Source organism: Streptomyces altiplanensis (assembly GCF_053591575.1).
The window spans coordinates 104,130-124,211 of record NZ_JBSFUB010000010.1; the positions used below are offsets into that span (position 1 = coordinate 104,130).

The 20,082-nt window shown below is 67.0% G+C and carries 33 protein-coding genes; 32 read left to right on the forward strand and 1 reads right to left on the reverse strand.

Annotation, left to right across the window (positions count from 1 at the left end; all coding sequences use genetic code 11):
- Positions 1 to 4 precede the first annotated feature (4 nt).
- The 29 genes from rplD to truA all read left to right on the forward strand — a co-directional run bounded on the left by rplD (position 5) and on the right by truA (position 16,172).
- Positions 5 to 658 carry a 50S ribosomal protein L4 gene (rplD, locus tag ACWD0Y_RS07460; protein ID WP_093799544.1) on the forward strand — a complete coding sequence of 218 codons (654 nt, stop codon included), beginning with the start codon at positions 5 to 7 and terminating at the stop codon, positions 656 to 658.
- Entirely contained in the window at positions 658 to 981 is a 324-nt protein-coding gene (gene rplW / locus ACWD0Y_RS07465) for a 50S ribosomal protein L23 (RefSeq protein ID WP_093799543.1), read from the forward strand. Before rplD ends, rplW begins: the two co-directional genes overlap by 1 nt.
- Positions 982 to 1,020: 39 nt before the next feature.
- Positions 1,021 to 1,857, forward strand: a complete 837-nt coding sequence (gene rplB / locus ACWD0Y_RS07470; RefSeq protein WP_069927446.1) for a 50S ribosomal protein L2 — start codon at positions 1,021 to 1,023, stop codon at positions 1,855 to 1,857.
- A gap of 12 nt (positions 1,858 to 1,869) precedes the next feature.
- Complete coding sequence (gene rpsS / locus ACWD0Y_RS07475) at positions 1,870 to 2,151, forward strand: 30S ribosomal protein S19 (RefSeq protein WP_093799542.1); 282 nt, start codon at positions 1,870 to 1,872, stop codon at positions 2,149 to 2,151.
- 41 nt (positions 2,152 to 2,192) lie between these two features.
- On the forward strand, positions 2,193 to 2,540 hold the full coding sequence (gene rplV, locus ACWD0Y_RS07480; RefSeq protein WP_028812372.1) for a 50S ribosomal protein L22: 348 nt from the start codon (positions 2,193 to 2,195) through the stop codon (positions 2,538 to 2,540).
- Positions 2,540 to 3,385 (forward strand): 30S ribosomal protein S3, encoded by an 846-nt coding sequence (gene rpsC, locus ACWD0Y_RS07485; RefSeq protein WP_028812371.1) that lies wholly within the window; start codon positions 2,540 to 2,542, stop codon positions 3,383 to 3,385. Before rplV ends, rpsC begins: the two co-directional genes overlap by 1 nt.
- Before the next feature lie 5 nt (positions 3,386 to 3,390).
- Positions 3,391 to 3,810, forward strand: a complete 420-nt coding sequence (gene rplP / locus ACWD0Y_RS07490; protein ID WP_028812370.1) for a 50S ribosomal protein L16 — start codon at positions 3,391 to 3,393, stop codon at positions 3,808 to 3,810.
- A complete protein-coding gene (rpmC, locus tag ACWD0Y_RS07495) occupies positions 3,810 to 4,034 on the forward strand; it encodes a 50S ribosomal protein L29 (RefSeq protein ID WP_028812369.1) in 225 nt (74 codons plus the stop codon). The genes rplP and rpmC overlap by 1 nt, the downstream gene beginning before the upstream one ends.
- Positions 4,034 to 4,318, forward strand: a complete 285-nt coding sequence (gene rpsQ / locus ACWD0Y_RS07500) for a 30S ribosomal protein S17 (RefSeq protein ID WP_028812368.1) — start codon at positions 4,034 to 4,036, stop codon at positions 4,316 to 4,318. The genes rpmC and rpsQ overlap by 1 nt, the downstream gene beginning before the upstream one ends.
- 100 nt (positions 4,319 to 4,418) lie before the next feature.
- Positions 4,419 to 4,787, forward strand: coding sequence for a 50S ribosomal protein L14 (rplN, locus tag ACWD0Y_RS07505; RefSeq protein WP_003966950.1), 369 nt, complete (start codon positions 4,419 to 4,421; stop codon positions 4,785 to 4,787).
- 2 nt (positions 4,788 to 4,789) lie between these two features.
- Complete coding sequence (gene rplX, locus ACWD0Y_RS07510; protein ID WP_028812367.1) at positions 4,790 to 5,113, forward strand: 50S ribosomal protein L24; 324 nt, start codon at positions 4,790 to 4,792, stop codon at positions 5,111 to 5,113.
- Positions 5,113 to 5,670: a 50S ribosomal protein L5 gene (rplE, locus tag ACWD0Y_RS07515; RefSeq protein WP_028812366.1), complete on the forward strand. Its 558-nt coding sequence runs from the start codon at positions 5,113 to 5,115 to the stop codon at positions 5,668 to 5,670. Before rplX ends, rplE begins: the two co-directional genes overlap by 1 nt.
- A gap of 2 nt (positions 5,671 to 5,672) precedes the next feature.
- Complete coding sequence (locus ACWD0Y_RS07520; RefSeq protein ID WP_003956452.1) at positions 5,673 to 5,858, forward strand: type Z 30S ribosomal protein S14; 186 nt, start codon at positions 5,673 to 5,675, stop codon at positions 5,856 to 5,858.
- Positions 5,859 to 6,080: 222 nt separating this feature from the next.
- Positions 6,081 to 6,479 (forward strand): 30S ribosomal protein S8, encoded by a 399-nt coding sequence (gene rpsH / locus ACWD0Y_RS07525; protein ID WP_028812365.1) that lies wholly within the window; start codon positions 6,081 to 6,083, stop codon positions 6,477 to 6,479.
- A 21-nt stretch (positions 6,480 to 6,500) separates the two neighbouring features.
- Complete coding sequence (gene rplF, locus ACWD0Y_RS07530) at positions 6,501 to 7,040, forward strand: 50S ribosomal protein L6 (protein ID WP_093799541.1); 540 nt, start codon at positions 6,501 to 6,503, stop codon at positions 7,038 to 7,040.
- Positions 7,041 to 7,043: 3 nt separating this feature from the next.
- A complete protein-coding gene (gene rplR / locus ACWD0Y_RS07535) occupies positions 7,044 to 7,427 on the forward strand; it encodes a 50S ribosomal protein L18 (protein ID WP_093799540.1) in 384 nt (127 codons plus the stop codon).
- Positions 7,428 to 7,473: 46 nt separating this feature from the next.
- The gene (gene rpsE, locus ACWD0Y_RS07540) at positions 7,474 to 8,076 is read left to right on the forward strand and encodes a 30S ribosomal protein S5 (RefSeq protein WP_028812362.1); all 603 of its coding nucleotides are present in this window, start codon (positions 7,474 to 7,476) and stop codon (positions 8,074 to 8,076) included.
- The gene (gene rpmD / locus ACWD0Y_RS07545) at positions 8,076 to 8,258 is read left to right on the forward strand and encodes a 50S ribosomal protein L30 (protein WP_028812361.1); all 183 of its coding nucleotides are present in this window, start codon (positions 8,076 to 8,078) and stop codon (positions 8,256 to 8,258) included. The genes rpsE and rpmD overlap by 1 nt, the downstream gene beginning before the upstream one ends.
- A 1-nt stretch (position 8,259) precedes the next feature.
- Positions 8,260 to 8,715 (forward strand): 50S ribosomal protein L15, encoded by a 456-nt coding sequence (gene rplO / locus ACWD0Y_RS07550; protein WP_450259467.1) that lies wholly within the window; start codon positions 8,260 to 8,262, stop codon positions 8,713 to 8,715.
- Between the two features lie 239 nt (positions 8,716 to 8,954).
- Positions 8,955 to 10,268 (forward strand): preprotein translocase subunit SecY, encoded by a 1,314-nt coding sequence (gene secY / locus ACWD0Y_RS07555; RefSeq protein WP_093799539.1) that lies wholly within the window; start codon positions 8,955 to 8,957, stop codon positions 10,266 to 10,268.
- Entirely contained in the window at positions 10,268 to 10,930 is a 663-nt protein-coding gene (locus ACWD0Y_RS07560; protein WP_450259468.1) for an adenylate kinase, read from the forward strand. The genes secY and ACWD0Y_RS07560 overlap by 1 nt, the downstream gene beginning before the upstream one ends.
- 104 nt (positions 10,931 to 11,034) lie before the next feature.
- Entirely contained in the window at positions 11,035 to 11,871 is an 837-nt protein-coding gene (map, locus tag ACWD0Y_RS07565) for a type I methionyl aminopeptidase (protein ID WP_450259469.1), read from the forward strand.
- Between the two features lie 149 nt (positions 11,872 to 12,020).
- Positions 12,021 to 12,242, forward strand: coding sequence for a translation initiation factor IF-1 (infA, locus tag ACWD0Y_RS07570; protein WP_003956442.1), 222 nt, complete (start codon positions 12,021 to 12,023; stop codon positions 12,240 to 12,242).
- A 61-nt stretch (positions 12,243 to 12,303) separates the two neighbouring features.
- Positions 12,304 to 12,417: a 50S ribosomal protein L36 gene (gene rpmJ / locus ACWD0Y_RS07575; protein WP_003956441.1), complete on the forward strand. Its 114-nt coding sequence runs from the start codon at positions 12,304 to 12,306 to the stop codon at positions 12,415 to 12,417.
- Positions 12,418 to 12,609: 192 nt separating this feature from the next.
- The gene (rpsM, locus tag ACWD0Y_RS07580; protein ID WP_093799536.1) at positions 12,610 to 12,990 is read left to right on the forward strand and encodes a 30S ribosomal protein S13; all 381 of its coding nucleotides are present in this window, start codon (positions 12,610 to 12,612) and stop codon (positions 12,988 to 12,990) included.
- A 65-nt stretch (positions 12,991 to 13,055) separates the two neighbouring features.
- A complete protein-coding gene (rpsK, locus tag ACWD0Y_RS07585; protein ID WP_003948617.1) occupies positions 13,056 to 13,460 on the forward strand; it encodes a 30S ribosomal protein S11 in 405 nt (134 codons plus the stop codon).
- Positions 13,461 to 13,623: 163 nt separating this feature from the next.
- On the forward strand, positions 13,624 to 14,646 hold the full coding sequence (locus ACWD0Y_RS07590) for a DNA-directed RNA polymerase subunit alpha (protein ID WP_003956430.1): 1,023 nt from the start codon (positions 13,624 to 13,626) through the stop codon (positions 14,644 to 14,646).
- Between the two features lie 79 nt (positions 14,647 to 14,725).
- Entirely contained in the window at positions 14,726 to 15,223 is a 498-nt protein-coding gene (gene rplQ, locus ACWD0Y_RS07595) for a 50S ribosomal protein L17 (protein WP_028812355.1), read from the forward strand.
- 88 nt (positions 15,224 to 15,311) lie between these two features.
- Positions 15,312 to 16,172: a tRNA pseudouridine(38-40) synthase TruA gene (gene truA, locus ACWD0Y_RS07600; RefSeq protein ID WP_450259470.1), complete on the forward strand. Its 861-nt coding sequence runs from the start codon at positions 15,312 to 15,314 to the stop codon at positions 16,170 to 16,172.
- On the opposite strand, the gene ACWD0Y_RS07605 is transcribed toward truA, so the two are convergent.
- Positions 16,146 to 17,030, reverse strand: coding sequence for a hypothetical protein (locus ACWD0Y_RS07605; RefSeq protein WP_450259471.1), 885 nt, complete (start codon positions 17,028 to 17,030; stop codon positions 16,146 to 16,148). The genes truA and ACWD0Y_RS07605 overlap by 27 nt on opposite strands.
- Positions 17,031 to 17,086: 56 nt before the next feature.
- On the opposite strand from ACWD0Y_RS07605, the gene ACWD0Y_RS07610 reads away from it, so the two are divergent.
- From ACWD0Y_RS07610 to rpsI, 3 genes are all read left to right on the forward strand, one after another.
- Positions 17,087 to 18,706, forward strand: coding sequence for an ABC-F family ATP-binding cassette domain-containing protein (locus ACWD0Y_RS07610; RefSeq protein ID WP_450259472.1), 1,620 nt, complete (start codon positions 17,087 to 17,089; stop codon positions 18,704 to 18,706).
- Between the two features lie 256 nt (positions 18,707 to 18,962).
- Positions 18,963 to 19,406, forward strand: a complete 444-nt coding sequence (gene rplM, locus ACWD0Y_RS07615; protein ID WP_028812351.1) for a 50S ribosomal protein L13 — start codon at positions 18,963 to 18,965, stop codon at positions 19,404 to 19,406.
- A gap of 45 nt (positions 19,407 to 19,451) precedes the next feature.
- Positions 19,452 to 19,979 (forward strand): 30S ribosomal protein S9, encoded by a 528-nt coding sequence (gene rpsI, locus ACWD0Y_RS07620; RefSeq protein WP_093799532.1) that lies wholly within the window; start codon positions 19,452 to 19,454, stop codon positions 19,977 to 19,979.
- The last annotated feature ends 103 nt before the right edge of the window (positions 19,980 to 20,082 follow it).

Below are 20,082 nucleotides of genomic sequence, written 5' to 3' on the forward strand. Positions count from 1 at the left end.
ACCGATGAGCACCATTGACATCCTTTCGCCGGCAGGCGACAAGACCGGGACGGTCGAGCTCCCCGCGGAGATCTTCGACGCCAAGGTCAGCATTCCGCTGATCCACCAGGTCGTCGTCGCTCAGCTGGCCGCTGCCCGTCAGGGCACGCACAAGACCAAGAGCCGTGGCGAAGTCCGTGGTGGCGGCAGGAAGCCGTACCGCCAGAAGGGCACCGGCCGCGCCCGTCAGGGTTCGACCCGCGCCCCGCAGTTCGCCGGCGGTGGCGTCGTCCACGGCCCGCAGCCGCGTGACTACTCGCAGCGCACGCCCAAGAAGATGAAGGCCGCCGCTCTGCGTGGCGCCCTCACCGACCGGGCCCGCAACGCTCGCATCCACGTCGTCTCCGGCGTGGTCGAGGGTGCGGTTTCCACGAAGGCCGCGAAGTCCCTGCTGGGCAAGGTCAGCGAGCGCAAGCACGTGCTCCTGGTCGCCGAGCGTTCGGACGAGGCCGCGTGGCTGTCCGCCCGCAACCTGCCCCAGGTGCACCTCCTGGAGCCGGGCCAGCTGAACACGTACGACGTGCTCGTCTCCGACGACGTGGTCTTCACCCAGGCCGCCTTCGAGTCTTTCGTGTCTGGCCCCACCAAGGCCGATGAGACCGAAGGGAGCGACGTCTGATGGCTGAGACGAACGTAACCAGCAAGACCTTCACGGACCCGCGCGACGTCCTCGTCAAGCCGGTTGTTTCCGAGAAGAGCTACGCGCTGCTCGACGAGAACAAGTACACGTTCATCGTCGCGCCCGGCTCCAACAAGACCCAGATCAAGCAGGCCGTCCAGGCGGTCTTCGGGGTCAAGGTCACCGGGGTCAACACGATCAACCGGCAGGGCAAGCGCAAGCGGACCAAGACCGGCTTCGGCAAGCGCGCTGACACCAAGCGCGCCATCGTGACCCTCGCCGAGGGCGACCGTATCGACATCTTCGGCGGCCCGACCTCCTGACGGAGGTCGAGTCGTCCGGAATCGGACGAGGACTGAGAAATGGGAATCCGCAAGTACAAGCCGACTACGCCGGGCCGCCGTGGCTCCTCCGTAGCCGACTTTGTCGAGATCACGCGGTCCACGCCGGAGAAGTCGCTGGTCCGCCCCCTGCACAGCAAGGGCGGCCGTAACAACGCCGGTCGGATCACCGTTCGCCACCAGGGTGGCGGACACAAGCGCGCCTACCGCGTGATCGACTTCCGTCGTCACGACAAGGACGGCGTGCCGGCGAAGGTCGCGCACATCGAGTACGACCCGAACCGCACCGCGCGCATCGCGCTCCTGCACTACGCAGACGGCGAGAAGCGCTACATCATCGCGCCGCGTGGCCTCACGCAGGGTGACCGGATTGAGAACGGCCCTGGCGCCGACATCAAGCCCGGCAACAACCTGGCGCTGCGCAACATCCCGGTCGGTACGACCATCCACGCCATCGAGCTGCGGCCCGGCGGCGGTGCGAAGTTCGCCCGTTCCGCGGGTGCCTCCGTGCAGCTGCTGGCGAAGGAGGGCACGATGGCCCACCTTCGTATGCCTTCCGGTGAGATCCGCCTGGTCGACGCCCGCTGCCGCGCCACGATCGGCGAGGTCGGCAACGCCGAGCAGTCGAACATCAACTGGGGCAAGGCCGGCCGCATGCGCTGGAAGGGCGTCCGCCCGACCGTTCGTGGTGTCGCGATGAACCCCGTCGACCACCCGCACGGTGGCGGTGAGGGCAAGACCTCCGGTGGTCGCCACCCGGTCAGCCCGTGGGGTCAGAAGGAAGGTCGTACTCGCTCGCCGAAGAAGGCATCGAGCAAGTACATCGTCCGCCGCCGCAAGTCGAACAAGAAGCGCTAGGAGCGGGTTTAGATGCCGCGTAGTCTCAAGAAGGGGCCCTTCGTCGACGGACACCTCATCAAGAAGGTGGACGTACAGAACGAGGCAGGCACCAAGAACGTCATCAAGACCTGGTCCCGGCGCTCGATGATCACCCCGGCCATGCTGGGTCACACCATCGCGGTGCACAACGGCAAGATTCACGTCCCGGTGTTCGTCACCGAGTCGATGGTCGGCCACAAGCTCGGCGAGTTTGCGCCGACCCGCACCTTCCGCGGCCACGTCAAGGACGACCGCAAGTCGAAGCGCCGCTAAGGCGGGGTGCGATGACTATGAACGACACCGAAGGGACAACCATGGAAGCCAGGGCCCAGGCGCGGTACATCCGCGTCACGCCCATGAAGGCCCGCCGCGTGGTGGACCTTATCCGTGGCATGGATGCCACGGAGGCCCAGGCGGTCCTGCGTTTCGCCCCGCAGGCCGCCAGCGTGCCGGTAGGCAAGGTGCTTGACAGCGCCATTGCCAACGCCGCGCACAACTACGACCACACGGACGCCTCCTCGCTGGTCATCAGCGAGGCGTACGTCGACGAGGGCCCGACCCTGAAGCGGTTCCGTCCGCGCGCTCAGGGCCGTGCCTACCGGATCCGCAAGCGGACCAGCCACATCACCGTGGTCGTCAGCAGCAAGGAAGGTTCCCGGTAATGGGCCAGAAGGTAAACCCGCACGGGTTCCGGCTCGGCATCACCACGGACTTCAAGTCCCGTTGGTACGCCGACAAGCTGTACAAGGACTACGTCAAGGAAGACGTCGCCATCCGCAGGATGATGACGTCCGGCATGGAGCGCGCCGGCATCTCGAAGGTGGAGATCGAGCGCACCCGTGACCGCGTGCGTGTGGACATCCACACCGCTCGTCCGGGCATCGTCATCGGCCGCCGTGGCGCCGAGGCCGACCGCATCCGCGGTGACCTCGAGAAGCTCACGGGCAAGCAGGTCCAGCTGAACATCCTCGAGGTCAAGAACCCCGAGATGGACGCTCAGCTGGTTGCCCAGGCCGTTGCCGAGCAGCTCTCCTCCCGCGTCTCCTTCCGTCGCGCCATGCGTAAGAGCATGCAGGGCACGATGAAGGCCGGCGCCAAGGGCATCAAGATCCAGTGTGGTGGCCGTCTCGGCGGCGCCGAGATGTCCCGGTCCGAGTTCTACCGCGAGGGTCGTGTGCCGCTGCACACGCTGCGCGCGAACGTGGACTACGGCTTCTTCGAGGCCAAGACCACCTTCGGCCGTATCGGCGTGAAGGTCTGGATCTACAAGGGCGACGTCAAGAACATCGCCGAGGTCCGTGCCGAGAACGCCGCGGCCCGTGCGGGTAACCGCCCGGCCCGTGGTGGCGGCGCGGCCGACCGTCCGGCCGGTGGCCGTGGTGGTCGTGGTGGCGAGCGTGGCGGCCGCGGCCGCAAGCCGCAGCAGGGCGCACCGGCAGCAGAGGCCCCCAAGGCCGACGCTCCCGCCGCCGCTGCTCCGGCTGAGAGCACCGGAACGGAGGCCTGACCGAAATGCTGATCCCTCGTAGGGTCAAGCACCGCAAGCAGCACCACCCCAAGCGCCGCGGTATGGCGAAGGGTGGCACTGAGGTCGCATTCGGCGAGTACGGCATCCAGGCGCTGACCCCGGCCTACGTGACGAACCGCCAGATCGAGGCTGCTCGTATCGCGATGACCCGCCACATCAAGCGTGGCGGCAAGGTCTGGATCAACATCTACCCGGACCGTCCGCTGACGAAGAAGCCCGCCGAGACCCGCATGGGTTCCGGTAAGGGTTCTCCCGAGTGGTGGATCGCGAACGTGCACCCGGGCCGGGTCATGTTCGAGCTGTCCTACCCGAACGAGAAGATTGCTCGTGAGGCGCTCACCCGCGCTGCTCACAAGCTTCCGATGAAGTGCCGGATTGTTCGGCGCGAGGCAGGTGAGTCGTGATGGCGGCCGGTACCAAGGCGACCGAGCTGCGCGAGCTCAACGACGAGGACCTCGTCGCGAAGCTCCGTGAGGCCAAGGAAGAACTGTTCAACCTCCGCTTCCAGGCGGCGACCGGACAGCTCGAGAACCACGGCCGGCTCAAGTCCGTCCGTAAGGACATCGCCCGGATCTACACCCTGATGCGCGAGCGCGAGCTGGGCATCGAGACGGTGGAGAGCGCCTGATGAGCGAGAAGAATGTGACTGAGACGACTGAGCAGCGCGGATTCCGCAAGACCCGTGAGGGTCTCGTCGTCAGCGACAAGATGGACAAGACTGTCGTCGTCGCTGTCGAGGATCGCGTCAAGCACGCCCTGTACGGCAAGGTCATCCGCCGTACGAACAAGCTCAAGGCTCACGACGAGTCCAACGCCGCAGGCGTCGGCGACCGCGTCCTCATCATGGAGACGCGTCCGCTGTCGGCGAGCAAGCGCTGGCGCATCGTCGAGATCCTCGAGAAGGCCAAGTAATTCCTGAAGGCTCAAGCCTTCAGGTCAGTTCCGCCAGGCTCGGCAGGGGCTTCAGCGATGAAGCCCCTGCCGGGAACCGGCAGACGATCAGGAGATAGACGTGATCCAGCAGGAGTCGCGACTGCGTGTCGCCGACAACACGGGTGCGAAGGAAATTCTCACCATCCGTGTTCTCGGTGGCTCGGGTCGCCGCTACGCGGGCATCGGTGACGTCATCGTCGCCACCGTCAAGGACGCGATCCCCGGCGGCAACGTGAAGAAGGGTGACGTCGTCAAGGCTGTCATCGTTCGCACCGTCAAGGAGCGCCGCCGCCAGGACGGCTCGTACATCCGCTTCGACGAGAACGCCGCTGTCATTCTCAAGAACGACGGCGACCCTCGTGGCACCCGTATCTTCGGCCCGGTGGGCCGTGAGCTGCGCGAGAAGAAGTTCATGAAGATCATCTCGCTCGCGCCGGAGGTGCTGTAAGCATGAAGATCAAGAAGGGCGACCTGGTTCAGGTCATCACCGGTAAGGACAAGGGCAAGCAGGGCAAGGTCATCGTGGCCTTCCCCCGCGAGAACCGCGTCCTCGTCGAGGGTGTCAACCGGGTCAAGAAGCACACCAAGGCCGGCCAGACCGCTCGCGGTTCGCAGACCGGTGGCATTGTGACGACCGAGGCTCCGGTCCACGTCAGCAACGTGCAGCTGGTTGTTGAGAAGGACGGCAAGAAGGTCGTTACCCGCGTCGGCTACCGCTTTGACGACGAGGGCAACAAGATCCGCGTTGCCAAGCGGACTGGTGAGGACATCTGATGACTACCACCACCGCACCGCGCCTCAAGCTGCGCTACCGCGAGGAGATCGCGGGCAAGCTGCGTGAAGAGTTCTCGTACGAGAACGTCATGCAGATCCCCGGTCTCGTCAAGATCGTGGTCAACATGGGTGTGGGCGACGCCGCCCGCGACTCCAAGCTGATCGACGGCGCCATCCGCGACCTCACCACGATCACGGGTCAGAAGCCGGCCGTCACCAAGGCCCGGAAGTCCATCGCGCAGTTCAAGCTGCGCGAGGGTCAGCCGATCGGCTGCCACGTCACCCTCCGCGGTGACCGCATGTGGGAGTTCCTGGACCGTACGCTGTCGCTCGCGCTGCCGCGTATCCGTGACTTCCGTGGTCTGTCGCCGAAGCAGTTCGACGGCCGTGGCAACTACACGTTCGGTCTCACGGAGCAGGTCATGTTCCACGAGATCGACCAGGACAAGATCGACCGGGTCCGGGGCATGGACATCACCGTGGTCACCACGGCGACCAACGACGACGAGGGTCGTGCCCTCCTTCGTCACCTCGGCTTCCCGTTCAAGGAGAACTGACCGTGGCGAAGAAGGCTCTGATCGCTAAGGCCGCCCGCAAGCCGAAGTTCGGTGTGCGCGCGTACACCCGCTGCCAGCGCTGCGGCCGGCCGCACTCCGTCTACCGCAAGTTCGGCCTGTGCCGCGTGTGCCTTCGTGAGATGGCTCACCGTGGCGAGCTGCCGGGCGTGACCAAGAGCTCCTGGTAGTCCTGTACTGCCCTTTGGGCGTACGGATTACCCGAAGCTCTCGGTAAGTATCTGGTCGGCAGGAGCCCACCCCCGCATGCCGTAGGCTTGAAGGGTTGGGCGCCTGCCGCCCTGACCGACTTACTACGCCGTAGGTCCCCGCACCGCACCCGTCCCGCCACTGAGTGGGGAGAGGGATGGCGCATACAGGAAACCCCGGCGAGAGAGGCCGAAGGCCAATTCATGACCATGACTGATCCGATCGCGGACATGCTGACTCGTCTGCGTAACGCGAACTCGGCGTACCACGACACCGTGGCTATGCCGCACAGCAAGATCAAGTCGCACATCGCGGAGATCCTCCAGCAGGAGGGCTTCATCACCGGCTGGAAGGTCGAGGACGCCGAAGTCGGCAAGTCCCTCGTCCTCGAGCTGAAGTTCGGCCCGAACCGTGAGCGCTCCATCGCGGGCATCAAGCGGATCTCGAAGCCGGGTCTGCGCGTTTACGCGAAGTCCACCAACCTGCCGAAGGTCCTCGGCGGCCTGGGCGTGGCGATCATCTCCACGTCCCACGGTCTCCTGACCGGCCAGCAGGCAGGCAAGAAGGGCGTAGGTGGGGAAGTCCTCGCCTACGTCTGGTAGTCGGGAACGGAGGAAAAGCTAATGTCGCGAATCGGCAAGCTCCCCATCCAGGTTCCCGCCGGTGTGGACGTCACCATCGATGGCCGCACGGTCGCGGTGAAGGGCCCCAAGGGTTCCCTCTCGCACACCGTCGCTGCGCCGATCGAGGTCACCAAGGGCGAGGACGGCACCCTCTCGGTGCTGCGCCCCAACGACGAGCGTCAGAACAAGGCCCTCCACGGCCTGTCCCGCACGCTGGTGGCGAACATGATCACCGGCGTGACCACGGGTTACAGCAAGGCGCTCGAGATCAGCGGTGTCGGTTACCGCGTCCAGGCGAAGGGCTCCAACCTGGAGTTCGCCCTGGGCTACAGCCACCCGATCGTCGTCGAGGCCCCCGAGGGCATCACCTTCAAGGTCGAGTCGCCCACGAAGCTCAGCGTCGAGGGCATCGACAAGCAGAAGGTCGGCGAGGTCGCCGCGAACATCCGCAAGCTGCGGAAGCCCGACCCGTACAAGGCCAAGGGCGTCAAGTACGCCGGCGAGGTTATCCGCCGCAAGGTTGGAAAGGCGGGTAAGTAAGCCATGGCATACGGTGTGAAGATCGCCAAGGGTGACGCGTACAAGCGCGCTGCCATCAAGCGCCGCCACATCCGGGTCCGCAAGCACGTCTCCGGTACGCCGGAGCGTCCGCGCCTGGTCGTGACGCGTTCCAACCGCAACATCGTTGCGCAGGTCATCGACGACATCGCGGGCCACACGCTCGCGTCGGCGTCGACCCTGGACACCTCGATCCGTGGTGGCGAGGGCGACAAGAGCGCCCAGGCCCAGCAGGTGGGTGCGCTCGTCGCCGAGCGCGCCAAGGCTGCCGGCGTCGAGGCCGTCGTGTTCGACCGTGGTGGCAACAGGTACGCCGGGCGCATTGCCGCTCTGGCTGACGCCGCCCGCGAAGCCGGGCTGAAGTTCTAAGCCCCGGTTCCGGGACTAACGGACGTAACAGAGAGAGGTAAATCCAATGGCTGGACCCCAGCGCCGCGGAAGCGGTGCCGGTGGCGGCGAGCGGCGGGACCGGAAGGGTCGCGACGGTGGCGCTGCCGCCGAGAAGACCGCTTATGTTGAGCGCGTTGTCGCGATCAACCGTGTCGCCAAGGTTGTCAAGGGTGGTCGCCGCTTCAGCTTCACCGCGCTGGTCGTGGTGGGCGACGGTGACGGCACTGTAGGCGTCGGATACGGCAAGGCCAAGGAAGTTCCCGCGGCCATTGCCAAGGGCGTTGAAGAGGCCAAGAAGTCCTTCTTCAAGGTTCCGCGCATCCAGGGCACCATCCCTCACCCGATTCAGGGCGAGAAGGCTGCGGGCGTCGTCCTGCTCAAGCCGGCTTCCCCCGGTACCGGCGTTATCGCCGGTGGCCCGGTGCGTGCCGTGCTCGAGTGCGCCGGCGTTCACGACATCCTGTCGAAGTCGCTCGGCTCGTCGAACCCCATCAACATCGTCCACGCGACTGTGACGGCCCTCAAGGGTCTGCAGCGTCCCGAGGAGATCGCGGCTCGCCGTGGTCTGCCCCTCGAGGACGTGGCCCCCGCGGCCCTGCTGCGTGCGCGTGCGGGAGCGGGTGCGTAATGGCCCGTCTCCAGATCACGCAGACGAAGTCGTACATCGGCAGCAAGCAGAACCACCGCGACACCCTGCGTTCGCTCGGGCTCAAGCGCCTGAACGACGTGGTTGTCAAGGAGGACCGCCCCGAGTTCCGCGGAATGGTTCACACCGTCCGCCACCTCGTGACGGTTGAGGAGGTCGACTGACATGGCGGAGAACAACCCGCTGAAGGTCCACAACCTCCGGCCCGCCCCGGGCGCCAAGACCGCCAAGACCCGTGTGGGTCGTGGTGAGGCGTCCAAGGGTAAGACCGCAGGTCGTGGTACCAAGGGCACCAAGGCCCGTTACCAGGTTCCGGAGCGCTTCGAGGGCGGGCAGATGCCCCTCCACATGCGTCTCCCGAAGCTCAAGGGCTTCAAGAACCCGTTCCGCACCGAGTACCAGGTCGTGAACCTGGACAAGCTCGCCGACCTCTACCCGCAGGGTGGAGAGGTCACGGTGGCCGACCTGGTCGCCAAGGGTGCGGTGCGTAAGAACCAGCTCGTCAAGGTGCTCGGCGCCGGCGAGATCTCCGTGGCGCTGACGGTGACGGTTGACGCCGTTTCCGCCTCCGCCAAGGAGAAGATCGCTGCCGCTGGCGGCACCGTCACCGAGCTCGTCTGAGAGACGAGCCCGATGGCTTGAACATCGACCGGGGATGCCTCACATAAGGGGCATCCCCGGTTGGTCGTTCCTAGGGGGGCATGGTCGCCGGTATGGTGGCGTGCACCGTTAACTTCCGTGCGGTGTGTCCGCACGGCTTTTGACTGCTTTGTATTCGTTGCACTCGTTGTTCCGTCGGATTCGTCGATCCTCAATACCGTCACCTCTGACGCAGTAGCGCGGGGGTCGCAGGAGGCACCGTGCTCACCGCGTTCGCCCGGGCGTTCAAGACGCCCGACCTGCGCAAGAAGCTGCTCTTCACACTGGGCATCATCGTGTTGTACAGGCTCGGGGCCCACGTTCCGGTTCCCGGCGTCAACTACAAGAACGTGCAGATCTGTGTCGACCAGGCTCAGACGGGCGGGCTCTTCGGGCTCGTCAATCTGTTCAGCGGCGGCGCTCTGCTGCAGATCACGATCTTCGCGCTCGGCATCATGCCGTACATCACGGCGAGCATCATCCTCCAGCTTCTGACCGTGGTGATTCCGCGACTGGAGGCCCTCAAGAAGGAGGGGCAGTCCGGTACCGCCAAGATCACGCAGTACACGCGTTACCTGACGGTCGCCCTCGCCGTGCTCCAGGGCACCGGCCTGGTGGCCACCGCCCGTAACGGCGCGATCTTCCAGGGCTGTCCCGTCGCGGGCCAGATCGTCCCGGACAAGTCCATCTTCGTCACCATCGTGATGGTCGTCACGATGACCGCGGGCACCGCGGCCGTCATGTGGCTCGGTGAGCTCGTCACCGACCGCGGCATCGGCAACGGCATGTCGATCCTGATGTTCATCTCGATCGCCGCCGGCTTCCCGGGCGCCCTGTGGGCCATCAAGGAGTCGGGCGAGCTGGCCAACGGCTGGATCGAGTTCGGCATCGTGATCCTGGTCGGCTTCGCGATGGTCGGCCTCGTGGTCTTCGTCGAGCAGGCACAGCGCAGGATCCCCGTGCAGTACGCGAAGCGCATGATCGGCCGGAAGTCCTACGGCGGTACGTCCACGTACATCCCGCTGAAGGTCAACCAGGCCGGTGTGATCCCGGTCATCTTCGCGTCGTCGCTGCTCTACATCCCCATGCTGATCGTCCAGTTCAGCGGTGGCGGTGGAAACTCCGGCTGGGGCACCTGGATCCAGGCGAACTTCGTCGACGGCAAGCCCATCTACGTCGCCACGTACTTCCTCCTGATCGTGTTCTTCGCCTTCTTCTATGTGGCGATCTCGTTCAACCCCGAGGAAGTCGCCGACAACATGAAGAAGTATGGTGGCTTCATCCCGGGTATCCGGGCAGGTCGGCCTACCGCCGAGTACCTGAGCTACGTGCTCAACCGGATCACTTGGCCGGGCTCGCTGTATCTGGGTCTGATCGCTCTTGTGCCGACGATGGCGTTGGCGGGCTTCGGCGCGAACCAGGACTTCCCCTTCGGTGGAACGAGCATCCTCATCATCGTGGGTGTGGGCCTGGAGACCGTGAAGCAGATCGAGAGCCAGCTCCAGCAGCGCAATTACGAAGGGTTCCTCCGCTGATGCGAATCGTCCTCGTCGGGCCGCCCGGTGCCGGCAAGGGAACGCAGGCCGCGTTCCTTGCCAAGAACCTGTCGATCCCGCACATCTCCACGGGCGACCTCTTCCGCGCCAACATCAGCCAGGGCACGGCCCTCGGCAAGCAGGCGAAGGCCTTCATGGACGCCGGCGACCTGGTTCCGGACGAGGTCACCATCGGGATGGCCAAGGACCGCATGGACCAGCCCGACGCCGAGGGCGGCTTCCTGCTGGACGGCTTCCCGCGGAACGTCTCCCAGGCGGCGGCGCTCGACGAGACGCTGAAGGCCGAGGGCCAGAAGCTGGACGCCGTACTGGACCTCGAAGTCCCCGAGGACGAGGTCGTGAAGCGGATCGCGGGCCGCCGCATCTGCCGCAACGACTCCAGCCACGTCTTCCACGTGACGTACAGCCCGCCCCGGCAGGCCGGCGTCTGCGACGCCTGCGGCGGTGAGCTCTACCAGCGCGGCGACGACACCGAGGAAACGGTGCGGCGCCGGCTGGAGGTCTACCACAGCGAGACCGAGCCGATCATCGACCACTACAAGGCTCAGGGCCTGGTGGTCACCATCTCCGCGCTGGGCAAGGTCGACGAAGTGACCAAGCGTGCGATGGAAGCCCTGAAGAAGTCCTCTGCCGAGGGCTGATCGAGCAAGCAGTACAACGGTTGCGGCCGCGGTGTCCGAGAGGCGCCGCGGCCGTACTGTTGGGCGGGTAGTACGTAGTGACAGCGAATGCGGAAGGCACACTCATGGTGGAGATCAAAACCCCCGGGCAGATCGCGAAGATGCGCGAGGCGGGGCTGGTCGTCGCCGCCGTCCACGCGGCCACGCGTGAGGCGGCCGTGCCGGGCGCCACCACCAAGGACCTGGACGAGGTGTCGCGCAAGGTGCTCGCCGAGCACGGTGCGAAGTCGAACTTCCTCGGGTACGGCGGGTTCCCCGCCACCATCTGCACGTCGGTCAACGAGGTCGTCGTCCACGGCATCCCGGACGAGAAGACGGTCCTCAAGGACGGCGACATCATCTCGATCGACGCCGGCGCGATCGTCGACGGCTGGCACGGCGACGCGGCGTACACCGCTTTCGTGGGCACGGGGCACGCGCCCGAACTGATCGAGCTCTCCCGGGTGACCGAGGAGTCGATGTGGGCCGGGCTCGCCGCGATGAAGCTGGGCAACCGGCTCGTCGACATCTCCAAGGCGATCGAGTCGTACATCCGCCGCCAGCCGCGTCCGGCGACGGGCAAGTACGGGATCATCGAGGACTACGGCGGCCACGGCATCGGCTCCGAGATGCACATGGACCCGCACCTGCTGAACTACGTCACGCGCAAGCGCGGCAAGGGCCCGAAGCTGGTTCCCGGCTTCTGCCTGGCGATCGAGCCGATGGTGAGCCTCGGTACGGCGCAGACGGACGTCCTGGAGGACAACTGGACCGTCGTCACCACCGACGGGACCTGGTCCTCCCACTGGGAGCACTCGGTGGCACTGACGGAGGAGGGGCCGCTGGTCCTCACCTCTCCGGACGGCGGCAGGGCCAAGCTCGCGGAGTACGGCGTGACGGCGGCGCCCGATCCCCTGGCCTGAACCGCTTAACGATCTCCAGTGTTGGGCAAACTCCCCGGATTCGTCTTTTCCGGGAGCCTGACGTAGACTGACTCGTCGGCTCGCGTGTACCCGTATGCCTGCATGCGGATGCGAGAGTCGATCAAGGTAGCCGATTCGAAGGGCGAAGCGTGGCCAAGAAGCAAGGTGCCATCGAAATCGAGGGCACCGTGATCGAGTCCCTCCCGAACGCAATGTTCAAGGTGGAACTGCAGAACGGTCACAAGGTCCTCGCGCACATCAGCGGCAAGATGCGTATGCACTACATCCGCATCCTCCCGGATGACCGGGTCGTCGTGGAGCTCTCTCCGTACGACCTGACGCGTGGCCGGATCGTCTACCGGTACAAGTAGATCTTGCCCGCACCCCGTGTTCCACGGGGTGGTGGCACTGACCCGGAGAACCTCACATCCCATGAAGGTCAAGCCGAGCGTCAAGAAGATCTGCGACAAGTGCAAGGTGATCCGCCGTCACGGCCGGGTCATGGTCATCTGCGACAACCTGCGCCACAAGCAGCGCCAGGGCTGACGCACGACCCCCTGCATCTCGCAGAACTTCGCGCGACGCACGTAAATACGTACATACGCAGAACCCAGTGCCCACGGGTGCTGACACCTCCGGCGGAGGCCGGGGACCTGGTCCGTACCGCTCCCTTCGAGGGAGGGGTCGGCGGCCACGGAACGGTTCTGCGGAAGACCTCCAAGCAAACAGGAGCCATGAATGGCACGCCTTGAAGGCGTTGACCTCCCGCGCGAAAAGCGTATCGAGGTCGCCCTCACCTACGTCTTCGGCATCGGTCGCACCCGTGCCCAGCAGACGCTCGCCGCTACCGGCGTGAACCCCGACACGCGCGTTCGCGACCTGGCCGAAGAGGACCTGGTCAAGATCCGCGAGTACGTTGACGTGAACTTCAAGACCGAGGGTGACCTCCGTCGCGAGGTGCAGGCCGACATCCGCCGCAAGGTCGAGATCGGCTCCTACCAGGGTCTGCGTCACCGCCGCGGCCTGCCGGTTCACGGCCAGCGCACCAGCACGAACGCCCGTACCCGCAAGGGTCCGCGTCGCGCGATCGCCGGCAAGAAGAAGCCGGGCAAGAAGTAGTCCTCAGCCGGACGCTCATCAGCGGTCTTCGCTGTAGGACCGACCACCTCCCGTAGGAGATATAGATGCCCCCCAAGGGTCGTCAGGGCGCCGCCAAGAAGGTGCGCCGCAAGGAAAAGAAGAACGTCGCTCACGGGCACGCCCACATCAAGAGCACGTTCAACAACACGATCGTCTCGATCACCGACCCCACGGGCAACGTGATCTCCTGGGCCTCCGCCGGCCACGTCGGCTTCAAGGGCTCGCGCAAGTCCACCCCCTTCGCCGCGCAGATGGCCGCCGAGTCGGCTGCCCGTCGCGCGCAGGAGCACGGCATGCGCAAGGTCGACGTCTTCGTCAAGGGTCCCGGCTCCGGCCGTGAGACCGCGATCCGCTCCCTCCAGGCCACCGGCCTCGAGGTCGGCTCGATCCAGGACGTCACCCCCACCCCGCACAACGGCTGCCGCCCCCCCAAGCGCCGCCGCGTCTGACGCTCCGCGTCCGACTCTGGTTGTTGCAGTGCGCACGGAGTGAAGACCGACCTTCCCTCCGTGCGCGCTGTACTCGGGCGGCACGGCCCTTCCGGGCCGTGCCGCCCGTACCCTTGTAGTAGTTGGCATCAAATAGTGGGTGCCAAGACTGGAGGCATTTCTCATGCTTATCGCTCAGCGTCCGTCGCTGACCGAAGAGGTCGTCGACGAGTACCGCTCGCGGTTCGTGATCGAGCCCCTCGAGCCGGGCTTCGGTTACACCCTCGGCAACTCCCTTCGCCGTACGCTCCTCTCCTCGATCCCCGGTGCCGCTGTCACCAGCATCCGGATCGACGGCGTCCTGCACGAGTTCACCACCGTGCCGGGTGTCAAGGAGGACGTCACCGACCTCATCCTCAACATCAAGCAGCTGGTCGTCTCCAGCGAGCACGACGAGCCCGTCGTGATGTACCTGCGCAAGCAGGGCCCGGGCCTGGTCACCGCCGCCGACATCGCCCCGCCGGCCGGTGTCGAGGTGCACAACCCCGACCTGGTGCTCGCCACGCTCAACGGCAAGGGCAAGCTGGAGATGGAGCTGACCGTCGAGCGCGGTCGCGGCTACGTCTCCGCCGTCCAGAACAAGCAGGTGGGCCAGGAGATCGGCCGTATCCCGGTCGACTCCATCTACTCGCCGGTGCTCAAGGTCACGTACAAGGTCGAGGCGACCCGTGTCGAGCAGCGCACCGACTTCGACAAGCTGATCGTCGACGTCGAGACCAAGCAGGCCATGCGCCCGCGTGACGCCATGGCGTCCGCCGGCAAGACCCTGGTCGAGCTGTTCGGTCTGGCGCGCGAGCTCAACATCGACGCCGAGGGCATCGACATGGGCCCGTCCCCGACGGACGCCGCGCTCGCCGCCGATCTGGCGCTGCCGATCGAGGAGCTCGAGCTCACCGTTCGTTCGTACAACTGCCTCAAGCGCGAGGGCATCCACTCCGTGGGTGAGCTCGTGGCGCGTTCCGAGGCCGACCTGCTCGACATCCGCAACTTCGGTGCGAAGTCGATCGACGAGGTCAAGGCGAAGCTGGCCGGCATGGGCCTGGCCCTCAAGGACAGCCCGCCCGGATTCGACCCGACCGCCGCCGCCGACGCCTTCGGCGCCGACGACGACGCGGACGCCGGTTTCGTCGAGACCGAGCAGTACTAAGCACTTCCGGCGGGCACTAGCTCGTCGGTAACTGACACCGGTACCTGATACGGCCGGTGCAGACACTAGGAGAAACACCATGCCGCGTCCCGCAAAGGGTGCCCGTCTGGGCGGCAGCGCCGCGCACGAGCGTCTGCTCCTCGCCAACCTGGCGAAGTCGCTGTTCGAGCACGGCCGCATCACGACGACCGAGGCCAAGGCCCGCCGCCTGCGCCCCGTCGCCGAGCGTCTGGTCACCAAGGCGAAGAAGGGCGACATCCACAACCGTCGCCTGGTGCTGCAGACGATCACGGACAAGAGCGTCGTCCACACGCTCTTCACCGAGATCGCTCCGCGGTACGAGAACCGCCCCGGTGGTTACACCCGCATCACGAAGATCGGCAACCGTCGTGGCGACAACGCCCCGATGGCGGTCATCGAGCTCGTCGAGGCCCTGACCGTGGCCCAGCAGGCCACCGGTGAGGCCGAGGCCGCGACGAAGCGTGCGGTCAAGGAAGACGCAGCCAAGAAGGACGAGGCTGCCCAGGACGACGCTCCGGCCGCCGAGGCCGCCGAGGGCGAGTCCAAGGACGCCTGAGCGCGTCGACTCCACCGGGCGGGCCCGCATCACCCTTCGGGGCGGTGCGGGCCCGTTCCGTTGTGTGCTGTATCGAGAGGATTCGCTGGTGAGCGAGGACATTGAGGGCGCGGCGCCGGGATTCGTGCGGGTGCGGCTGGATCTTTCGTACGACGGGAAGGACTTTTCCGGGTGGGCGAAGCAGTCCGAGCGGCGCACGGTCCAGGGTGAGATCGAGAACGCGCTGCGGACCGTGACGCGGTCCTCGGGGACGTACGACCTGACGGTCGCGGGGCGTACGGACTCGGGCGTGCACGCGCGCGGGCAGGTCGCGCACGTCGACCTGCCCGAGGACGTCTGGGCCGAGCACCGGGACAAGCTGCTGCGGCGCCTCGCCGGACGGCTGCCGCACGATGTGCGGGTGTGGAAGGTCGCGGAGGCTCCCGCGGGGTTCAACGCCAGGTTCGCGGCCGTCTGGCGGCGCTACGCGTACCGCGTGACGGACAACCCCGGCGGCGTCGACCCGCTGCTGCGCGGCCATGTGCTGTGGCACGACTGGCCGTTGGATGTGGACGCCATGAACCGGGCGGCCGGGAAGCTGGTCGGGGAGCACGATTTCGCGGCGTACTGCAAGAGGCGGGAGGGCGCGACCACCATCCGCACCCTGCAGCAGCTCAGCTGGGAGCGCGGGGCGGACGGTGTCATCACCGCGACCGTGCGCGCCGACGCCTTCTGCCACAACATGGTGCGCTCGCTGGTCGGCGCGATGCTGTTCGTCGGGGACGGGCACCGGGACGCGGACTGGCCGGGGAAGGTGCTGGCGGCGGGCGTACGGGACTCCTCCGTCCATGTCGTACGCCCGCACGGCCTCACCCTGGAGGAGGTCGGCTACCCGGCCGACGAACTGCTGGCGGCGCGTGCCCGTCAGGCCCGCAACATGCGGTCACTGCCCGGCGGCGGCTGCTGCTGACGCCTGGGCCCTTCCGCGCTGGTGGATCTGGCGGAACGTGAACTCGGCGATGTCGTCACCGGTCGTGTAGACGTCCTTGTCGGACGTGGTGACGTTCTTGCCGTTGGTGAAGCCGGCGACGGTGAAGTAGGCGTAGCGACCGTAGGCGTTGGTGGTCTTGCGGCAGAACACGCCGCCCCGGCAGAAGGTGGGGACGCCGGCGCCGGGGAGGGACGCGAGACCGCCGCTCGCCTGCTCCTTGGCCTTCTCGGCCTGGGCGGCGGTCTCGAAGACCGCGACGCCCACGGTGACGGCCACGCCGTTCTTGGAGTACGTCGCGCGGATGACCTGGTCGCAGCCGTTGTTCGCGAGTACGGAGCCCAGCGCGCCCTGGGCCGCGGCGGAGCAGCCGGTGGTGCGGTTCGTCGCGCCCTTGGCGTAGGCGCGGTCGCCCATCGTCAGCCGCTTGCCGGGGTACAGGGTGTCGGCGCTGAGCGGCGCCGTGTCCTTCTTGGCGCTGGAGATGAAGTCCCTGGGGTTCGGCGGGGGCGGGGGCGCCTGGGAGGAGAAGGAGGGGCCGGGCTGGGCGGACTCGGTCGGCAGGGTCTCCGCGGTCGGCAGCCCGGTCGTGGAGCCGGTGGTGCCGTTGTTCTTGTTCGTCGTGACGACCGCCGTCGCCACGATCGCGCCGACCACGGCGGTCGCCAGCACACCGCCGCCGATGTACAGCCACCGCTTGCGGCGGGCGCGCGCGGCGGAGGCGTCGGCGAGCGCCGCCCAGTCCGGCGTGTCCCCCGACGACTGCGTTCCGTACGGATCCTGAGGGTTCTGCTGTCCCTCGGGGCCACCCCAGGAGGGCCCCCCTTGCCCAAAGCTCATGCCGCGCATCCTAATCCGGTTGGGTGATGCGGCGGACGGCGGCGACAATGCGGAGCATGGGACATCTTGAGGCCGCACACGTCGAGTACTACTTGCCGGACGGGCGGGTGCTGCTCGGTGACGCCTCGTTCCGGGTGGGGGAGGGGGCCGTCGTCGCGCTGGTCGGCGCGAACGGGGCCGGCAAGACGACGCTGCTGCGGCTGATCGCGGGCGAGATCCAGCCGCACGGCGGGACCGTGACGGTCAGCGGCGGGCTGGGTGTGATGCCGCAGTTCGTGGGATCGGTGCGGGACGAGCGGACCGTACGGGACCTGCTGGTCTCGGTCGCGCAGCCGCGTATCCGGGAGGCGGCCGCGGCGGTGGACGCCGCCGAGCACGCGATCCTGACGCGGGACGACGAGGCCGCGCAGATGGCGTACGCGCAGGCGCTGAGCGACTGGGCGGAGGCGCGCGGGTACGAGGCGGAGACGCTGTGGGACATGTGCACCACGGCCGGGCTCGGAATGCCGTACGAGAAGGCGCAGTGGCGCCAGGTGCGGACGCTCAGCGGGGGCGAGCAGAAGCGGCTCGTGCTGGAGGCGCTGCTGCGGGGGCCCGACGAGGTGCTGCTGCTCGACGAGCCGGACAACTATCTCGACGTACCCGGGAAGCGGTGGCTGGAGGAGCGGCTCAAGGAGACCCGCAAGACCGTGCTGTTCGTCTCGCACGACCGGGAGCTGCTGGCCCGGGCCGCGGAGAAGATCGTGGCGGTGGAGCCGGGGCCCGCGGGGTCGGACGTGTGGGTGCACGGCGGTGGCTTCGGGACGTTCCACGAGGCGCGGCGGGAGCGGTTCGCGCGTTTCGAGGAGCTGAAGCGGCGCTGGGACGAGAAGCACGCGCAGCTCAAGAAGCTGGTGCTGAACCTGCGGGCCGCGGCGGCGAGCAGCCATGAGCTGGCGTCGCGGTACGCGGCGGCGCAGACGCGGCTGCGCAAGTTCGAGGAGGCCGGGCCGCCGCCGGAGCCGCCGCGCGAGCAGGACATCAGGATGCGGCTGCGGGGCGGGCGCACGGGTGTGCGCGCGGTGACGTGCGAGGGGCTGGAGCTCACCGGCCTGATGAAGCCGTTCTCACTGGAGGTCTACTACGGGGAGCGGGTCGCCGTACTCGGGTCGAACGGATCCGGGAAGTCGCACTTCCTGCGGCTGCTGGCGGGCGAGGACGTGGCGCACAAGGGGGCGTGGAAGCTGGGCGCGCGGGTGGTGCCCGGGCACTTCGCCCAGACGCACGCGCATCCGGAGCTGCTGGGGCGCACGCTCGTCGACATCCTGTGGACGGAGCACGCGAAGGACCGGGGCGGGGCGATGTCCGTGCTGCGGCGCTACGAGCTGGAGCGGCAGGGGGACCAGCCCTTCGAGAAGCTCTCGGGCGGGCAGCAGGCGCGGTTCCAGATCCTGATGCTGGAGTTGCAGGGGACGACCGCCCTGCTGCTCGACGAGCCGACGGACAACCTCGACCTGGAGTCCGCGGAGGCGTTGCAGGAGGGGCTGGAGGCGTACGACGGGACGGTGCTCGCCGTGACGCACGACCGGTGGTTCGCGAAGTCCTTCGACCGGTACCTGGTCTTCGGGTCGGACGGTGTCGTGCGGGAGACGGCGGAGCCGGTGTGGGACGAGCGCCGGGTGGAGCGGACACGGTAGGGCACCGCGCCGCGCGGGAGGCCGGTGCGCGCGCCCGCCGGGCCGTTTTGACCCGTACGGGGGCGGGCGGGTAGGCTTCCAGTTCGTTATGCGTATTGGCTTGGTCGTTCTCACGCGAGGGGCCCTTACGCCGGTCCACCGGGCCGATGACCAGCGGCAGGCAGACGGGTTGCGTCCCCGGATGCCGCCAAGGCTGTCGTGATCGTCCCAGTGGCCTTGTCAGGACCCACTCACTGAAGAAGCGAAGGCTACGACCGTGCGTACGTACAGCCCCAAGCCCGGCGATGTCACGCGCCAGTGGCACATCATCGACGCGCAGGACATCGTCCTGGGCCGTCTGGCGACGACTGCCGCCAACCTCCTGCGGGGCAAGCACAAGGCGATCTACGCCCCCCACATGGACATGGGCGACTTCGTCATCATCGTCAACGCCGAGAAGGTTCACCTCTCCGGCAACAAGAAGACCCAGAAGATGGCGTACCGCCACTCCGGCTTCCCGGGTGGTCTGCGCTCCGTCCGTTACGACGAGCTGCTGGCGAAGAGCCCCGAGAAGGCCGTCGAGAAGGCCATCAAGGGCATGATCCCCAAGAACACCCTGGGTCGTCAGATGCTCTCGAAGCTGAAGGTCTACGCAGGTCCCGAGCACCCGCACGCGGCTCAGCAGCCGGTGCCGTTCGAGATCACCCAGGTCGCGCAGTAGTTCCGGCCACACCCCCCTAAGAACGAAAGAAATCTGAGGAGAATCGTGGCCGAGACCACTGCAGAGACGCCCGTCGAGGGTTCCGAGGCCGAAGAGACCTTCGCCGAGGTGACCACCTTCGAGTCCGAGGTTCCCGTCGAGGGCGAGTACACCAGCGAGTCCCTCGCGGGCCGCTTCGGTGACCCGCAGCCCGCGGCCGGCCTGGGCCGCCGCAAGAACGCCATCGCCCGCGTCCGGATCGTCCCGGGCACCGGCAAGTGGAAGATCAACGGGCGTACGCTCGAGGACTACTTCCCGAACAAGGTTCACCAGCAGGAAGTCAACGAGCCCTTCAAGGTGCTCGAGCTCGACGGCCGCTACGACGTCATCGCCCGCATCGCGGGTGGCGGCGTCTCCGGTCAGGCCGGTGCGCTCCGTCTCGGTGTCGCCCGTGCGCTGAACGAGGCGGACGTGGACAACAACCGTCCCACCCTGAAGAAGGCCGGCTTCCTCTCCCGCGACGACCGTGCGGTCGAGCGCAAGAAGGCCGGTCTCAAGAAGGCCCGTAAGGCGCCGCAGTACAGCAAGCGCTAATCCGCCTGCTCGGCTGCTCCAGACGTTCGCCCCGGCGGCACATTGTGTGCTGTCGGGGCGTTCGTTTATCGGTATGTCGGGTGTATGACGGCGTAAAGCGCAC

Excerpts from the sequence above, each read along its gene's own strand:
- rplD (WP_093799544.1), top strand. The coding sequence starts at position 5 with ATGAGCACCATTGACATCCTTTCGCCGGCAGGCGACAAGACCGGGACG.
- rplW (WP_093799543.1), top strand. The coding sequence starts at position 658 with ATGGCTGAGACGAACGTAACCAGCAAGACCTTCACGGACCCGCGCGAC.
- rplB (WP_069927446.1), top strand. The coding sequence starts at position 1,021 with ATGGGAATCCGCAAGTACAAGCCGACTACGCCGGGCCGCCGTGGCTCC.
- rpsS (WP_093799542.1), top strand. The coding sequence starts at position 1,870 with ATGCCGCGTAGTCTCAAGAAGGGGCCCTTCGTCGACGGACACCTCATC.
- rplV (WP_028812372.1), top strand. The coding sequence starts at position 2,193 with ATGGAAGCCAGGGCCCAGGCGCGGTACATCCGCGTCACGCCCATGAAG.
- rpsC (WP_028812371.1), top strand. The coding sequence starts at position 2,540 with ATGGGCCAGAAGGTAAACCCGCACGGGTTCCGGCTCGGCATCACCACG.
- rplP (WP_028812370.1), top strand. The coding sequence starts at position 3,391 with ATGCTGATCCCTCGTAGGGTCAAGCACCGCAAGCAGCACCACCCCAAG.
- rpmC (WP_028812369.1), top strand. The coding sequence starts at position 3,810 with ATGGCGGCCGGTACCAAGGCGACCGAGCTGCGCGAGCTCAACGACGAG.
- rpsQ (WP_028812368.1), top strand. The coding sequence starts at position 4,034 with ATGAGCGAGAAGAATGTGACTGAGACGACTGAGCAGCGCGGATTCCGC.
- rplX (WP_028812367.1), top strand. The coding sequence starts at position 4,790 with ATGAAGATCAAGAAGGGCGACCTGGTTCAGGTCATCACCGGTAAGGAC.
- rplE (WP_028812366.1), top strand. The coding sequence starts at position 5,113 with ATGACTACCACCACCGCACCGCGCCTCAAGCTGCGCTACCGCGAGGAG.
- rpsH (WP_028812365.1), top strand. The coding sequence starts at position 6,081 with ATGACCATGACTGATCCGATCGCGGACATGCTGACTCGTCTGCGTAAC.
- rplF (WP_093799541.1), top strand. The coding sequence starts at position 6,501 with ATGTCGCGAATCGGCAAGCTCCCCATCCAGGTTCCCGCCGGTGTGGAC.
- rplR (WP_093799540.1), top strand. The coding sequence starts at position 7,044 with ATGGCATACGGTGTGAAGATCGCCAAGGGTGACGCGTACAAGCGCGCT.
- rpsE (WP_028812362.1), top strand. The coding sequence starts at position 7,474 with ATGGCTGGACCCCAGCGCCGCGGAAGCGGTGCCGGTGGCGGCGAGCGG.
- rpmD (WP_028812361.1), top strand. The coding sequence starts at position 8,076 with ATGGCCCGTCTCCAGATCACGCAGACGAAGTCGTACATCGGCAGCAAG.
- rplO (WP_450259467.1), top strand. The coding sequence starts at position 8,260 with ATGGCGGAGAACAACCCGCTGAAGGTCCACAACCTCCGGCCCGCCCCG.
- ACWD0Y_RS07560 (WP_450259468.1), top strand. The coding sequence starts at position 10,268 with ATGCGAATCGTCCTCGTCGGGCCGCCCGGTGCCGGCAAGGGAACGCAG.
- map (WP_450259469.1), top strand. The coding sequence starts at position 11,035 with ATGGTGGAGATCAAAACCCCCGGGCAGATCGCGAAGATGCGCGAGGCG.
- rpmJ (WP_003956441.1), top strand. The coding sequence starts at position 12,304 with ATGAAGGTCAAGCCGAGCGTCAAGAAGATCTGCGACAAGTGCAAGGTG.
- rpsM (WP_093799536.1), top strand. The coding sequence starts at position 12,610 with ATGGCACGCCTTGAAGGCGTTGACCTCCCGCGCGAAAAGCGTATCGAG.
- rpsK (WP_003948617.1), top strand. The coding sequence starts at position 13,056 with ATGCCCCCCAAGGGTCGTCAGGGCGCCGCCAAGAAGGTGCGCCGCAAG.
- ACWD0Y_RS07590 (WP_003956430.1), top strand. The coding sequence starts at position 13,624 with ATGCTTATCGCTCAGCGTCCGTCGCTGACCGAAGAGGTCGTCGACGAG.
- rplQ (WP_028812355.1), top strand. The coding sequence starts at position 14,726 with ATGCCGCGTCCCGCAAAGGGTGCCCGTCTGGGCGGCAGCGCCGCGCAC.
- ACWD0Y_RS07605 (WP_450259471.1), bottom strand. The coding sequence starts at position 17,030 with ATGAGCTTTGGGCAAGGGGGGCCCTCCTGGGGTGGCCCCGAGGGACAG.
- ACWD0Y_RS07610 (WP_450259472.1), top strand. The coding sequence starts at position 17,087 with ATGGGACATCTTGAGGCCGCACACGTCGAGTACTACTTGCCGGACGGG.